This is a genomic window from Ancylobacter sp. 3268, from assembly GCF_031456575.1.
Taxonomy (GTDB): Bacteria; Pseudomonadota; Alphaproteobacteria; order Rhizobiales; family Xanthobacteraceae; genus Ancylobacter.
The window spans coordinates 125,083-138,880 of the sequence record NZ_JAVDUX010000002.1 but is presented as its reverse complement, the minus strand read 5'-3'; the positions used below and the strand labels follow the sequence as shown (position 1 = coordinate 138,880).

14 protein-coding genes are annotated in these 13,798 nt (G+C 64.2%); 3 read left to right on the top strand and 11 right to left on the bottom strand.

Annotated features, from left to right (window positions below; genetic code table 11):
- Positions 1-3: 3 nt before the first annotated feature.
- From J2X65_RS02925 to J2X65_RS02910, 4 genes are all read right to left on the bottom strand, one after another.
- The gene (locus tag J2X65_RS02925; RefSeq protein ID WP_310197750.1) at positions 4-1,626 is read right to left on the bottom strand and encodes an ABC transporter substrate-binding protein; all 1,623 of its coding nucleotides are present in this window, start codon (positions 1,624-1,626) and stop codon (positions 4-6) included.
- Positions 1,623-2,654, bottom strand: a complete 1,032-nt coding sequence (locus J2X65_RS02920) for an ABC transporter ATP-binding protein (RefSeq protein WP_404977662.1) — start codon at positions 2,652-2,654, stop codon at positions 1,623-1,625. The genes J2X65_RS02925 and J2X65_RS02920 overlap by 4 nt, the downstream gene beginning before the upstream one ends.
- Before the next feature lie 43 nt (positions 2,655-2,697).
- Complete coding sequence (locus J2X65_RS02915; RefSeq protein WP_310197744.1) at positions 2,698-3,612, bottom strand: ABC transporter ATP-binding protein; 915 nt, start codon at positions 3,610-3,612, stop codon at positions 2,698-2,700.
- Between the two features lie 143 nt (positions 3,613-3,755).
- Positions 3,756-4,148, bottom strand: coding sequence for a VOC family protein (locus J2X65_RS02910; RefSeq protein ID WP_310197742.1), 393 nt, complete (start codon positions 4,146-4,148; stop codon positions 3,756-3,758).
- A 46-nt stretch (positions 4,149-4,194) separates the two neighbouring features.
- On the opposite strand from J2X65_RS02910, the gene J2X65_RS02905 reads away from it, so the two are divergent.
- The gene (locus tag J2X65_RS02905; RefSeq protein ID WP_310197740.1) at positions 4,195-4,320 is read left to right on the top strand and encodes a hypothetical protein; all 126 of its coding nucleotides are present in this window, start codon (positions 4,195-4,197) and stop codon (positions 4,318-4,320) included.
- Between the two features lie 151 nt (positions 4,321-4,471).
- A complete protein-coding gene (locus J2X65_RS02900; protein ID WP_310197736.1) occupies positions 4,472-5,179 on the top strand; it encodes an FCD domain-containing protein in 708 nt (235 codons plus the stop codon).
- Between the two features lie 155 nt (positions 5,180-5,334).
- Here J2X65_RS02900 and J2X65_RS02895 read toward each other — a convergent pair whose 3' ends face one another.
- The 7 genes from J2X65_RS02895 to J2X65_RS02865 all read right to left on the bottom strand — a co-directional run bounded on the left by J2X65_RS02895 (position 5,335) and on the right by J2X65_RS02865 (position 12,862).
- Complete coding sequence (locus J2X65_RS02895; protein WP_310198548.1) at positions 5,335-5,964, bottom strand: pyridoxamine 5'-phosphate oxidase family protein; 630 nt, start codon at positions 5,962-5,964, stop codon at positions 5,335-5,337.
- Positions 5,965-6,064: 100 nt separating this feature from the next.
- A complete protein-coding gene (locus J2X65_RS02890) occupies positions 6,065-6,961 on the bottom strand; it encodes an alpha/beta hydrolase (RefSeq protein WP_310197733.1) in 897 nt (298 codons plus the stop codon).
- A 194-nt stretch (positions 6,962-7,155) separates the two neighbouring features.
- Positions 7,156-8,052: a LysR family transcriptional regulator gene (locus tag J2X65_RS02885; RefSeq protein WP_310197731.1), complete on the bottom strand. Its 897-nt coding sequence runs from the start codon at positions 8,050-8,052 to the stop codon at positions 7,156-7,158.
- A gap of 146 nt (positions 8,053-8,198) precedes the next feature.
- Positions 8,199-9,068: a hypothetical protein gene (locus tag J2X65_RS02880; RefSeq protein WP_310197728.1), complete on the bottom strand. Its 870-nt coding sequence runs from the start codon at positions 9,066-9,068 to the stop codon at positions 8,199-8,201.
- Entirely contained in the window at positions 9,065-9,733 is a 669-nt protein-coding gene (locus tag J2X65_RS02875; RefSeq protein WP_310197725.1) for an ATP-binding cassette domain-containing protein, read from the bottom strand. The genes J2X65_RS02880 and J2X65_RS02875 overlap by 4 nt, the downstream gene beginning before the upstream one ends.
- 2 nt (positions 9,734-9,735) lie before the next feature.
- Positions 9,736-10,968 carry an ABC transporter permease gene (locus tag J2X65_RS02870; protein WP_310197722.1) on the bottom strand — a complete coding sequence of 411 codons (1,233 nt, stop codon included), beginning with the start codon at positions 10,966-10,968 and terminating at the stop codon, positions 9,736-9,738.
- 25 nt (positions 10,969-10,993) lie between these two features.
- Positions 10,994-12,862, bottom strand: coding sequence for a hypothetical protein (locus J2X65_RS02865; protein WP_310197719.1), 1,869 nt, complete (start codon positions 12,860-12,862; stop codon positions 10,994-10,996).
- Positions 12,863-13,209: 347 nt separating this feature from the next.
- Between J2X65_RS02865 and J2X65_RS02860 the strand changes: the two genes are divergently transcribed.
- On the top strand, positions 13,210-13,665 hold the full coding sequence (locus tag J2X65_RS02860) for a hypothetical protein (protein WP_310197716.1): 456 nt from the start codon (positions 13,210-13,212) through the stop codon (positions 13,663-13,665).
- The last annotated feature ends 133 nt before the right edge of the window (positions 13,666-13,798 follow it).

The window sequence follows — 13,798 nt, the reverse complement described above, 5'->3', positions numbered from 1 at the left end:
GGCTCAGTTCTTCCAGTAGACGACGTCGAAGGCGCCATAGCCGGTGGGGTCGTCAAGCAGGCCCTCGAGCCTGGCGTTGAAGGCGATGGGGTAGTAGCGGTCCCACAGCCACCAATGCGGCGCGTCTTCGACCAGGATCTTCTGCGCCTGTTGATAGAGCGCCACGCGCTTGGCTTCGTCGCCCTCGCGGCTCGCCTTGTCGAAGATCTCGTCGAGGGCCGGGTTGCAATATCCCGAGGCATTCCGCGCCATCAGCCGTTCGATGTTGCGGCAGACATAGATGCGCTCGACGCCGACGGCGGGGTCCGGTCCGGTCGAGAAGCTGCCCATGGTGATGTCGAAGTTCCAGTCCTTGAAGGCGGTGTCGCGCCAGGCGCCGCTGTCCATGCCCATGATTTCGAGGTCGACACCCACGGCGGCGAAATTGACGCGCATCAGCCGCGCCACGTCGTTCATCGGGCCTTCCTTGAGGTCGAAGCTGACGCGCAGCTTGAAGCGCTTGCCATCGGCACCGCGGGGATAGCCGGCCTCGTCGAGCATCTTGTTGGCGAGCGCCGGGTCATAGCCGTATTTTCGCACGTCCTCGGTATAGAAGATCGGCTGCTCGGAGGAGACCGGGCCGGCGGAAATCTTGCCGTAGCCGAAACCAGCCTTCTCCAGCATGTCTGGCCGGTTCAGCGCGTAGTAGAGAGCCTGCCGGACCTCCTTCCTGGCGAGCGGGCCTTCGCGCGTATTGAGGAAGGCCATGTACTCGCCGGCGATCATCCGCTTGGCGAAGGTGACGACCAGATCCTTGTTCTTGCGCAGCGTCTCGGTCTCGCCGAGCGGCATGGCGTAATAGGGGATGAAGTCGATATCGCCCTTCTCCAGCGCGATCGACCGCGCGCCTTCATTGGGGATGATCTGGAACACCAGTCGGTCGAGATGCGGCAGGCCCTCGAGATGGAAGTTCGGGTTCTTCTCCAGGATGATATGGCTGCCCTTCTTGTATTCCTTGAACACGAAGGGGCCGGTGCCGACCGGCTTCAGATTGGCGGGGTTGTTGCGGGGGTCCTGGCCGTTGTCGAACAGGTGCTTGGGCACGATGGTCGACGAGTTGAAATAGGCCAACCCGCGCAGCAGCGGCGGCGAGGGGTATTTCAGCTTGAAGACGACAGTGTTGGGATCGGTCGCGGTGATCGATTCCACCGGCGCCAGCAGCCCCGAGGCCGGCCCGTTATACTTCTTGTTGACGTTCCACAGGCTCCACGCGATGTCTTCCGCGGTGAACGGCGTGCCATCGTGCCACTTGATACCCTCGTACAGGTGGAAGGTGTAGGTCAGGCCATCCGGGGAGATGTCCCATGACTTGGCGAGATAGGGCAGCACCTTGCCGTCGCGGTCGAGGCGGACGATGGTGCTGTAGACCTGTCCCGAGATGTTGCTGGACGAGATATCGGTGGTGATGGTCGAGTTGATCACCGGCGGATCGCCCGGCAGCGCCACCACCATGGCCCCGCCTTCCTTGCCGCCCGCCGGCGCGGCCGGCGATGCGGTGCTGCCGATGGCAGCCAGTGCCAGCGAGACGAGCGCGATGCGGGCGGTCGCGCCGCCGCATCGCAGACTTTTCACGATCATGCTTTTCATGCGGACGCCCCTATGCTCTGGATTCTGTTGTGTTCTTGGGGTGCAGGCTGGTCGAGAAGCGGGTAATGGCAGGCGGCGAAGCGCCCCGGTGCGTGCTCGCGCAGTTCCGGCACATCGACGGCGCAGCGCTCGCGGCGGTGGGGACAGCGCGGATGGAAGGCGCAGCCGCTCGGCGCGTTCATCGCCGACGGTATGTCGCCCTTCAGCACGATGCGCGTGCCGTCCTTGCGCGGGCCAAGTCGCGGCACGGCGGAAAGCAATGCCTCGGCATAGGGATGCAGCGGCCGCCGGTAGAGCGAAACGGTGTCGCTCAGCTCGACCAGCCGGCCCAGATACATCACGCCGACGCGGTCGCTGATGTGGCGCACCACCCGCAGATCGTGGGAGATGAACACATAGGTCAGGCCGAGGCGCTTCTGCAGCGCCACCATAAGATTGAGCACCTGCGCCTGGACCGAGACGTCGAGGGCGGAGACGGCCTCGTCGGCGATCACCAGCTTGGGGTCCAGCGCGATGGCGCGGGCGATGCAGATGCGCTGGCGCTGGCCGCCGCTGAATTCGTGCGGATAGCGATGGATATGCTCGGCACGCAGCCCGACCATATCGAGAAGCTCACGGACCCTTTCGACCCGTGCCGCCGGGGTGAGCAGGCCATGGATGCGGTAGGCCTCCGTCAGGATCGAGCCCACCGTCTTGCGCGGGTTGAGCGCCGAATAGGGATCCTGAAACACGATCTGCATGTCGCGCCGGCGGCTGCGCATCTCCTCGGGCGACAGTGTCGCGAGGTCGGTGCCCTCGAACAGCACCTGCCCGGTCGTCGGCGGATCGAGATGCAGGATGCAGCGCCCGAGCGTGCTCTTGCCGCAACCCGACTCGCCGACGAGACCGAGCGTCTCGCCGCGGCGCACCGACAGCGACACGCCGTCGACCGCCTTCACCGCGGCGAGGCCGGTCTTGAAGAACAGCTTGCGGCCGGGAAAATATTTGCGCACGTCGACGAGCTGAAGCAGCGGCGCCTCATCGCGCATGGCCGTCTGTGCCGGCAGCGCGCCGTCGATGCTGGCGGCGGGTTCAAGCATCATGGAGCCAGCACCTGACCTGATGACCGGAATCGGCGCCGTGCAGCCGCGGCTCCTGCACGCGACAGCGCTCATGCACATGCGGGCAGCGGGTCTGAAACGCGCAGCCTGCCGGCAATTGCGCGAGATTCGGCACCACGCCGCCGATCACCGGCAGCAGCCGATCCTCCGGCAGGTCGCCATCGAGGCGGGGAACCGAGCGCATGAGGCCGATCGTGTAGGGGTGCATCGGCGCGTCGAATAGCGCGGCAACGTCGGCGACCTCGACGATCTGGCCGGCATACATGACGGCGACCCGATCGGCGGTTTCCGAGATCACGCCGAGATCATGGGTGATCAGCAGCACGGAGCAGCCGAAATCGCGCTTGAGATCGCGCAGGAGATCGAGAATCTGGGCCTGGATGGTCACATCGAGTGCCGTGGTCGGCTCGTCGGCGATGATGAGCTGCGGCCTGCAGGCGAGCGCGGTGGCGATCATCACCCGTTGCCGCTGGCCGCCGCTCAGCTCATGCGGAAAACTCGCCAGCCGTGCCTGCGGATCGGGAATGCCGACGCGCCCGAGAAGGTCGCGCGCCTCGTCGAGCGCCTCCCGCCTTGAAAGCCCACGGTGGAGCCGCAGCACGTCCGCGACCTGTTCGCCGACGCGCAGCACGGGGTTGAGCGAGGTCATCGGCTCCTGGAAGATCATCGCGATGCGATCGCCGCGAACCTTCTGCATCTGCCGCACGGAGGCCTGGGCGAGATCCGCCCCCTCGAAGAGGATCTGTCCTTCGACGATCCGTCCCGACGGCGGGATGAGGCGCATCACCGAGTGGGCGGTGACGCTCTTTCCCGAGCCGGATTCCCCGACCAATCCGACAACCTCGCCGCGACCAATATCGAGATCGACGCCACGGACGGATTTCACGACACCATCTTCCGTACGGAAATGGGTGTGAAGGTTGCGGATGCTGATGACCTCCTCCGGCAAGACGCCCTCATCGCTTCTGGCAAGCCCCTCTTGAGGGGCATTGGAGGCGTCCGCGCATCGGACGCCCCGCGGTGCATTGGTTAGACGGTCTCGTGCTGGACGTGTTCGACGCGCTGCTCGTCGCTCAGCTGAAGGCGCCAGCCATCCGGATCGCGCAGCAGGGCGTTCTTGCGGCCGGTCGACGGCGAGGGGTGCACATCCCGGTAGAAGCTGATGCCCTTGCTCACCAGGTCGGCATGGGTGCTGTCGATGTCCCGCACCTTGAAGGAGATGTGGTTGATGCCGGGATTTTCCTCGGTGAGCAGCTGGTGGATCTCGAAGATCGGCTGGTTTTCGCCCGGCAGCTGCAGCTCGGCGGAGCCGCCATGATGATCGGTCCAGTTCAGAAGCTTGAAGCCGAGCTTCTGGTAGAATTCAACGAATTCCTTCACGTCTCTGACGATCAGTTCGATGTGGTCAATGCCGACAATCATGGATGTGTCCTCGTTACATATAGTTTCAGGCACACAGCATGCACATTTGCTGCTGTTTCTGTTTCTTAAGGCGTTGCATCGACTGCGCATGATCACCGATGCGCAGGATCTTGAGGAAGGCTCAACGTTCCCGGCCGGTCTTGCGCCGCGCGGCGGTGCCGAACCGATCTAACCAATTTCTTGACCAATTAAAGACCGGCTCGGGATTGGTTTGCAAGCGCCATTCGCGCCGCGGCGCATTTTTTGCCGCTTGACAGTGCCGGTGACACTCGCCATGACCTTTTCTGGTCGAATAGTCCGCAGGCTTCGGCATGGAGAAAGCGATGGAATTTGCGGACGTGGAAGTTGCCGCCGAAATTCAATCCGGCAGGGAGCTCGCAGCCTACACGCAGCTGCAGGCTTTCCTTGCCCAATCGCAATTGGCTCCCAACCAGCGCCTGCCGGCGGAGCGTGAGCTTTGTGATCTGCTGGGGGTTTCGCGCGGCGAATTACGCAAGGCGCTCGCAATCGCCGAAGCGGACGGCCAAGTGTGGCGCCATGTCGGCAAGGGCACCTTTGTCGGCCCCCGGCAGGCCGACGGGCCGATGGAAATCGTCAATCTGGCGCATCTGACCAGCCCGGCAGAGGTGATGCGGGCACGGATCCTCTTCGAGCCCATGATGGCGCGCGAAGCGGCGATAAATGCCACCTCGGCGAATATATCCGAGATGAACCTTTGCCTCCTGCGCGGAAGCGAGGCGACGTCGTGGCGCCGGGCCGAGCATTGGGATAACCGCTTGCATCGGGCGATTGCCGAATCGGCTCGAAATTCCCTGCTTCTCGTGATGTTCGATACGTTGAATACCGTGCGCAGGGCCGTCGCCTGGGGACGGTTAAGGGAAGATGCGAATGGACCCCAGCCGGGGCGTCGGGAGTTCAAGGAGCACGTGGACATCGTCTCCGCCATCTCCAACCGAAACCCGGAAGGCGCGGAAAAATTCATGCGCATTCATCTTGATAACGTCGCTTCCAAGGTGTTCGGTCTGGGCTGAAAGCAGCTCCCGTATAATATTCCAGTGATTATCGGCTTTAGTTTTTCGCCTGAGGTCGAACGGCGCACCTATCTTGCCGGTGGTGATTCCCCCTCCAGGTCTACTTCCGCTCGTCCGGCACCGGTGAACCGATGGCCGCGACGAGGCGCGAGCTTTCACGGGCCATCAGTGGGCCCAATCCTCGCGCGCAACGCCGCGTTCTCCGCCTCCAGCTTGGCAAGGCGCTCGCGGAGCGGCTGGACTGCCCGGGCCACCTCCGCCTCGGTGAAGCGCGGGGTGATGTGCTGCTGGCAGTTCCAATCGAAAGCCTCCAGCCGCAGCCGGAAGATCCGCTCCAGCTTTGCCCTGTAGGCGATATCGGTGACCTGACCGGTCAGGGCGGGGTCGGCATCGAGCGCCAGTTTCTCGACATGCGCATAGATCTTCAGACGCGCGCGTCTGGGGTAATCCATCAGAAAGAGACAAACCCTGTCATTGGCGGCGATATTGCCCGTGCTGATATATTGCCGGTTGCCGCGATAATCGGCGAAGGCCAGTGTCCTGTCGTCGATCATCTTGAGAAAGCCGGGCGGGCCGCCGCGATGCTGGACGTAGGGCCAGCCGGTTTCGGAAACCGAGGCGATGTAGAAGCTGTCGCGCTCGGCGATGAAGGCGGCCTCGTTCTCGGTGAACCGGCCGAATTCGCGATGACCCTCGAAATCGGTCCAGATGTGATCGGCGCCCATCTCGGCCTGTGCGGCGCGGACGCTCGGCGTCACGGCGATATCCAGAAATCCGTAGGACATGAGGGCTCTCCAAGGCGAACTCCCGGCCGTGCCGCTGGCGGGCACCTCGGCCGGGAGCTTCTTCTTCAGCGGGTTGCAGATGCGGCAGCGCGGCCAGACCTCAGCGCGCCGCCACCTTGCGATCGAGGAAATCGTGGATCAGCGGCGCCATCTCGTCGAGCTTGTCTTCAAGGGCGAAATGCCCGGTATCGAGGAGGTGGAGCTCGGCCTCCGGCAGGTCGCGGAGATAGGGATGCGCACCCTCCTCAGGGAAGATCTTGTCGTTCTTGCCCCAGACGATCAGGGCCGGCGGCTTGCGCTCGCGGAAGAACTGCTGGAATTGCGGATAGAGCGGGACGTTGGTGCGGTAATCGTAGAACAGGTCCAGCTGGATATCCTTGTTGCCCGGCCGGTCGAGCAGTGCCTGGTCGTGAACCCAATTGTCCGGGCTGATGCGCGAGAGGTCCTTGACGCCATCGGTGTACTGGAACTTCGTGATCTCGAACGTGACCAGGCTGGACAAGGCCTCCCGGTGCTGCGCGGAGCCATCCGCCCAATAGGCCTTGATCGGATCCCAGAACGCGCCCAAGCCCTCTTCATAGGCATTGCCGTTCTGGATGATCAGGCCGCTGACGCGTTCGGGATGCTTGAGGGCGAGGCGGTAGCCGACCGGCGCACCGTAATCCATGACGTACATGGCATAGCGGGTGATGCCGAGCTGGCCGAGGAGCGCATCCACGAGGTCGGCATAGTGGCCGAAGCTATAGGAAAACCTCGCATGATCGGGTGCCGCGCTTTGGCCGAAGCCCGGATAATCCGGGGCGATGACGCGGTAGCGATCGCCGAGCAGGGGCATCAGGTTGCGGAACATGTGCGACGACGTCGGAAAGCCGTGCAGCAGCAGCACGACGGGCCCCTCCGCCGGGCCGGCTTCCCGATAGAACATCTCCACGCCGTCGACCGTCGTGGAATGGTAGCGAACGGTGACCGGCGCAGGGGAAACAGGGGGTCGGTTCATAGCATCCTCCATCTCTATCGAGGCCGATGAACGACGTGATGCCAGCCTCGAGGACAGAGATAGCTCTTCGCTGGCAAGGATTTAATCGCCAAATCTTGGAAGTTGTTATTCCTCAATATGGAATAATTGCGCGGCCCCATGGGATGCAGGCCGGCGTGGCACGCGATCTCCGCGCACGATCCGCAGGCTTCGCATCAGTTAAACAACCGGTTGGCACGCAGGCGTTCGACCGCCAGATCTACGAAGGTTCTCACCTTGGCCGGCGCGTGCCTTCCCTCCGCGTGCACGACATGGATCGGCAGGGCCTTCTCCTCATAGTCGGCGAGCACGGTTTGCAGGCGGCCCTGCATCAGGGCCGGACCGATCTGGTAGGAAAGGATGCGGGTGAGACCCCATCCCTGCTCGGCGGCGGTGATCGCGGCCTCGTTTGTGTTGCACAGCAGCCGGGGACGGACGGTGACGCTGGTTTTCGTTTCCTCCCCGAACTGCCATTCGGGAGATGCCCAGGCGGCCGTCGGCACGACGACGCGATGATGCGCCAGATCGGCGGGAACCCGGGGAACGCCATGCTTCTCGAAATAGGACGGAGCACCGCAGACCACCCGCTTGACCGAGCCGACCCTGACGGCGCTCAGACCGGAATCCGGCAGATGCCCGATCCGGATCGCGACATCGATTCCCTCCTCGATGATGTTCACGATGCGGTCCACGAACAGGCTGCGTCCGATCACCGAGGGGTATCGATCGAGATATTCGAGAAGAATCGGCAGCGTATACATTTGGCCGAACATCACCGACCCGGTGACGATGAGCGTTCCGGTCGGGTTGGCGTGCGAGCCCGCGGCGGAGGCCTCGGCATCGGCGATGTCGGCAAGGATCCGACGACAATCATCGAAATAACGGCCGCCCGCCTCGGTCATCTTCACCGATCGCGTGGTCCTGGTGAGAAGCCGGACGCCGATCTGTTCTTCCAGGCCGAAAATGGCGCGCGTGACCGCCGGCGGGCTCATGTTCAACTGGCGGCCGGCCTCGGCGAAGCTCCCCGTCTCGGCAACTTTGACGAACACCTTCATGGCCTGCCAACGATCCATTCCCATCCCCTCGACCGCCGGGCCGCCATGGCAAGCTGCTCGCGCTTGGGCGAGCCGGTCAAGGGTTCAGGACGCGGCACGGGGACGAAAATGCCGCTTGGTTTGCCCGGGCCGATATTCCCGGCGCTGGGCTGTCTCCGGCCTCGCTAATGCGGCGGCATCGGGATGAAGGCGGGCGGCGTACCGCGGAAGCCCGCCCGCCGCCCGATTTCCGAATCATCGGCGCCCAGGGGCTTCAGGTAGAAGAAGAAGCGATTGTTGCGCTCCACGATGTCGTCGCCCGGCTCGCTCGACAGGCTGATCAACTGGTCGAACTGGAGCTGTACATGCATGTAACCGGGAATCAGTTCGCTCCAGCCTTCGACATCGGCCTCGAAGATCACGGTGATATCGATCCCGTCTTCAAGCCGCGTCATGCCCCACGAACCCTCGGCGGGAGCGCGCGCCGGCACTTCGCGCCATACCAGGCCGGTCTGCACGAAAGCCCGAGGCGGATTCTGCAACACATGGACCGGTCCCCCCGGCAAGGTGCGTTGCAGCCTCAGCGTCGCTTGATAGGCGTTGCCCTGCGGCGCAGGTCCGGCACGGACCAGTTCCATGTAGAGGCCACCAAACGCGGCCTGTTCGAGGCGCAGCATGTCCTGCTGCCGCGCGGCCGCCTGCTGGCGCTGGTACCAGCCGATGCCGACGTCGCTAATGAAGCCGAGGCCGATGACGGCAAGCAGGATTTGGAGTGGGCGATAGTCCAGCACTTTCAACAGCCAGGGCTGCCGCTGGCCGATACGGCGCCAGGCACGATGAGAGGCTGGGGTCGTTTCGATGCGCCGGCTCAAGGCCTGCCGGTCCGGCCCGCGTGGCCTGTCGGCCGACGGGCCGGCTTCTGTCGACGCCGCGCCGACATCGGGACGGGCAGGGGCGGCGTCGAGCGCCTGCACGGTCTGCCAGAGACTGAGGATCAGGGCGTCTTTCTCGGCCGGACTCAGGCGCTCGAGGTCGGGAAGACGCGGTGTGTTCATGGCACGATCACGCCGTCGGCGATGTGGACGACCTGCCTGGCCTCGGCCGCGAGGGCCAGATTATGGGTCACCAGCACCAGCGTGGCCCGGCGCTCGTGGCTCACCGCCTGCAGAAGCGCCATGACCTCGCGCTCGGTCTGCTCGTCGAGATCGGCTGTCGGCTCGTCGGCGAGCAGCAGGGCGGGCTCGTTCATCAGGGCTCGCGCAAGGACCACGCGGCGCTGCTCGCCGGCCGACAGTTCCGCAGGGAAGGCATCGGAATGATTTGTCAGCCCAACATCGGCCAGCCGCTCCCCTGCCGCCGCGGCGGCGTCACGGCGGCCGAGCCGGCCGGCAAGGCGGGCCGGGAGCGCGACATTGTCGATCGCCTTCAGGTTCGGCAGCAGGCTGGCAAACTGGAACACATAGCCGATCCGGCGGCTGCGGAACGCGGCCGCCTCCGGCTCGCGCATCGCCCACAGGTCGGTGCCGTCGATCCGCACCTGGCCGGCGCTCGGGCGGCTCAATCCCCCGATCATGCTCAGCAGCGAAGACTTTCCCGAGCCCGAGCGGCCGATGATCGCGGCATAGCCACCCGCCGGCACGTCGAGGTCGACGCCGCGCACGGCCTCGACCGTTCCCCGGTCGGTCTCATAATGCTTCACCAGATTGCGGCAGGCGAGCATGCTCAGCCTTCCTTCCAGAGAAGGTCATAGATGTCCCGACGGCCCATGCGCCAGGCCGGCAGGGAAGCGCCGGCCATGCCGATGAGAGCCGCGCCGCCGACGCAGGCGAGAGCCGCCGCCCATATGCGCGCGCCGTCGAGCCAGAGGAAGGGAATGCCCATTTCCCCGAGGTGGTGAACCAGCACGCGCTCGAACAGCCGCAGCAGGATCAGCCCGAGAAGCACGCCGATGGCGGCCCCACCGGCGGTCGCCAAGGCGGCCTCCACCAATGCCACGCCGACGATCTGCCTGTTGCGGGCGCCTATCGCCTTCAACAGGCCGAGCTCGCGGCGGCGTTCGGCCATGATGGCGGAGAACAGCAGAGCCACCATCACCGCCGTGCTGGTCGACAGCGCGATCACCAGCAGCACGAGCCCGCCGAGCACGGCGACCAGCCCCTGCCGAATGCCGGTCATCAGCGCATCCCCGACGATCACCTTGATGTCGGGGATTTTCGACAGCAGGGAAAAGCGCGCCTGACGCTCGGTCGTGCCCGGGGCCATCCGGATCAGGAAACCGGTGACCCGATCAGGCGCCAGCATGGGCGGCACGTCGCCCAGCCGGTCGCGGATTGCTGGCGCCAGCGCCAGCAGCCGCTCCTCCCGCATGAAGACGCCCCGCTCCTGCGTGCCGGAACCGGTGCGCGCCAGCTTGCCATAGATCCGGAACGGCTGGCCGAAAAGGAGGGCCTGCGAGCCCAAGGGCAGATCACGGCCTCCGCCCAGGATCACATCGTCGGGCTGCATCGTGCCGACCAGCCGCTCGGAAAGCCAGGGAAGGATGGTGAAATCCGTCGTCGGGTCGAAGCCGATCAGGTCCACCTGCTCGCCGGCGTTCCCGAAGCCGGACCGATCGGTGCGCAGAATGCGCTGCGCCGAAAGGCCGGCGATGCCACGAAGAGCGGCCTTCGGCACGGCATCTGCCGCGACCGTGCTGTCCGTCGGCTCGATGGTCAGCAGCGCATTGGTGATGTTGGTCAGCGCGTCGCGGTTCACCACCATCAGATCGGCCCCTACCCGGCTGAGGCCGACCTGCATGCTGGCCGTCACGCTGGCCATCGCCACCACGCCGGCGAAAGTAACGGCGCTGGCCAGCGCGATCGCCGCGATCAGCAGCCATGTGCGGGTCTGCCGGCGGGCCAGATTCTGGATCGCCAGCATCAGCAGGAGCCCGCCGGTTGAAGCGAAGCCACGCATCAGCGGAAAGGTCTGTGCCGTTCGCTTACAGCGTGCATGAGCGCGTGTGCTTCATGTGCTCGAGTTCGGTCGGCACGATCACGCAATCATGGTGGCCGCCCGAACTCGGCAGGATGCCGATCAACTCGTCGCTCGCCGTGTCGATGACGGCGATGCCGCTCGACAGGCGCTGAAAGCCGCTGAAAGGCACGAGAACGAACTTGCCGTCATAGGTGATGGCCGGTGTCTGAAGATCCGGGCCTATGCCCTGTATCTCCTTGCGGATCGTCCAGGTGTCGGTATCCACCACCATCACGCCGCTCGCCGCCGGCGAGGGGTGAAGCACCGACAGATACAGCGTCTTCGAATCGAGCGAGAACACCATGTGGAACGGGTTGGGATACTTCCCCTTCCAGAGCGGGTCCTCGACATGGGCGATCTTCTTCCAGTTGCGCGGATCGGGATCGGACGAATCGAACACGGCGCAGTTGTTCTCGCGCAGATTGTTCATCATGCAGAGGAAGCGTCCGTCCGGCGAGAAGCCGATCTCGTGCCCGGGCGAGTGAATCTTGTCGAACGTCACCTCCCAATGGTCGTCGTCGAGGCGCGCGACCTCGTACTGGTCCGGCGAATTGGAATTGAACTGGAGGAAGGCCGCCGGCTCGAAGTTCTTCTCGGCATCCAGAATGGCGATGCCGCCGCACAGGCGGACCACGGTCGCGGCCCAGCGCCCGCTCGGATGCCAGATCGTGCCGTCGGCGCCGCTGAGACCCATCGGATCGCTGCCCGGCAAGGTGCCTTCCTCGACGAACAGCTCGCCCATCGGCACCATTTCCCAATCGATCTTCAGGCCCTTCGTGCCGAGATAGTCATACTTGCCGGTCGCCGCGTCCGGATAGATCCGGTAGATCTTGAGCACGCCGCCATCCTGCCAGGCGCGCGCAAGCTGGCTGGAGTTGGCTTTCCAATCGAACTTCAGCGCCGCCTTGACCCGCGAAGTGGTGCGATCGAAGCAGGCGGCGATATCCTTCTGGCCATCGGTGACGAAATAGGATTGGGCGTCCTTCGGGTTGACGGTGACGTGCACGCCGAGCCCGAGGCCGGTGGCCTCCGAAACGTTCTCCATGAGCTGCATCTGCGCCCCGTCATAGCGCACGCGATAGATGTTGAAGCCGGGCGCCGGGTCGGTGATGTTGGTCGGAATGCCGAAAATCAACGCGGTCTTGCCGCCTTGCGTGCTGTTGACGAACTCGAAGCCGCGATACGGGTCTGCGCTGGGAAACGCGCAGAGATGGTGCGAGATCGGGTTGAAGTCGCCATAGTTCCAGTACCAGATCGACGCCAGCACCCGGTTGGTGTTGAGATCGAGAGCGTAACAGCCGCCGCCGAGCTTGGTCGGGAGCAGGGCTATCCAGTTGCCGAGCCCTTGACCGTCAAAGCTTGCCTTCGAATCGATGAGTTCGCGCGCGATTGGCGCGGTTTGCGCTTGCGCGGCCGCCGCATTGGCCGGCGTCGACCCGAGGCCGATCGACTGCAGGGTTTCGTTGGTGACCGCCTGATAGCCGAGAAGCCCCGTCTCCCCGACGATCGCCGTTGCCGCAGCCGCCTTGAAGATGCCCCGTCGCGTCAGCCCCGGCGCAGAGCGAGGGGGCGTTGCTTCCTCGGCTTCGGTTTGGGGGGGCAATATCCGTGCGGCAAGAGCCTGGGCCTGTTTGTCGCGCAGATAGGCCTGGAATTCCTGATGGTCGCCGCGTTCGACCTCGTCCCGCCGCTGGAGATAGGCGTCAATCTGCGCACGCGCCGAGGGCGGGGCCACGGAGGTGTCGCTCAGTTGCGGTTGCAGCCCGGCCGCCGGCTTCTTGCCCGGTTCGCTCACATCTTCCTCCCCCGTCCGACCAGTCTTGTTGTCGCTCATCGCTGAGCTTTCCTTCGTCTCACCGACCGTTTCGTCGCCATCTGTCTGGTGTGGATGTCAGCTGGCACGGGGAAAGTCAGGCGATGAAGCCGATCATCAAACAAAGCTCATGAGGCGTCGCTTCCGTATCGGTGAATTATAGTAATATAGCACCGTGTGAAGGGGGTGGCGGGTCCGGAAGTCTATTCTCATAGAGAGGTGGTTCGTCGCTCAAGCTCTATGATCATGCTTTGTAGTTATTGGTAGGGTGGAATCTTCGAGCGCGCAACGATTGAGTGTGGATATTTTAGCGACTATCGTAGTTCTGATGTCGGATATTGTAAAAATCGAAACATATTAATGAAGTGATGCTGACCTTTTCTGCGAGTGTCCGCATCGTCCTCATTGGTGGAGTGGTGGCCGGCGCTGCTTGGGCCGCGTTGGATACCGGGCGGCCGGAAGGTTTTGGCGTCGTCCGAGAAGGCCAATCGGTGGAACGGCTCATCGCTGAGCCTGACCTGGCGCAACGCCTTGTGTCCCTGCGCTCAATGCTTGAAGTGGACCCTAGCCAGCAGGCGGCCTGGAGCCTCTTTGCAAGCCGCATGATCGATCTTGATCACATCTCGCGGCGGTTCGAGGCGCAACTCGACGCGAAGGATCCGGAAGCGGGGGCTGAGAGGGCGCGGCACGCCCTGCTCTTCGCCGTCGCGTTCAGCGATGTGGAGGCCGCCCTTTCGGGGCGCCAAGCCGCCGCGCTGCGCCTTGAAGCGCGTGCGCTCGGCCGTGCGTTCATCTGCGCGGAGGTCAGTGGAGGTCGCCTGTAGACAGGCGATAAGCGGTGTTTTCTCCGGATTTTTTTGCCGGAGCCGTGCGTTCACTACGCACACACCGCTCTTCGCCTGTCGCCGGGCCTTCCACTCCGAACCCGCGGGTCTGGCGCGAGGAGCTTTCCCGCCG

What these genes read in the sequence shown, in the direction of transcription:
- J2X65_RS02925 (WP_310197750.1), bottom strand. Translation starts at nt 1,626, where the DNA reads ATGAAAAGCATGATCGTGAAAAGTCTGCGATGCGGCGGCGCGACCGCC.
- J2X65_RS02920 (WP_404977662.1), bottom strand. Translation starts at nt 2,654, where the DNA reads ATGCGCGATGAGGCGCCGCTGCTTCAGCTCGTCGACGTGCGCAAATAT.
- J2X65_RS02910 (WP_310197742.1), bottom strand. Translation starts at nt 4,148, where the DNA reads ATGATTGTCGGCATTGACCACATCGAACTGATCGTCAGAGACGTGAAG.
- J2X65_RS02900 (WP_310197736.1), top strand. Translation starts at nt 4,472, where the DNA reads ATGGAATTTGCGGACGTGGAAGTTGCCGCCGAAATTCAATCCGGCAGG.
- J2X65_RS02895 (WP_310198548.1), bottom strand. Translation starts at nt 5,964, where the DNA reads ATGTCCTACGGATTTCTGGATATCGCCGTGACGCCGAGCGTCCGCGCC.
- J2X65_RS02890 (WP_310197733.1), bottom strand. Translation starts at nt 6,961, where the DNA reads ATGAACCGACCCCCTGTTTCCCCTGCGCCGGTCACCGTTCGCTACCAT.
- J2X65_RS02885 (WP_310197731.1), bottom strand. Translation starts at nt 8,052, where the DNA reads ATGGATCGTTGGCAGGCCATGAAGGTGTTCGTCAAAGTTGCCGAGACG.
- J2X65_RS02880 (WP_310197728.1), bottom strand. Translation starts at nt 9,068, where the DNA reads ATGAACACACCGCGTCTTCCCGACCTCGAGCGCCTGAGTCCGGCCGAG.
- J2X65_RS02875 (WP_310197725.1), bottom strand. Translation starts at nt 9,733, where the DNA reads ATGCTCGCCTGCCGCAATCTGGTGAAGCATTATGAGACCGACCGGGGA.
- J2X65_RS02870 (WP_310197722.1), bottom strand. Translation starts at nt 10,968, where the DNA reads ATGCGTGGCTTCGCTTCAACCGGCGGGCTCCTGCTGATGCTGGCGATC.
- J2X65_RS02865 (WP_310197719.1), bottom strand. Translation starts at nt 12,862, where the DNA reads ATGAGCGACAACAAGACTGGTCGGACGGGGGAGGAAGATGTGAGCGAA.
- J2X65_RS02860 (WP_310197716.1), top strand. Translation starts at nt 13,210, where the DNA reads ATGCTGACCTTTTCTGCGAGTGTCCGCATCGTCCTCATTGGTGGAGTG.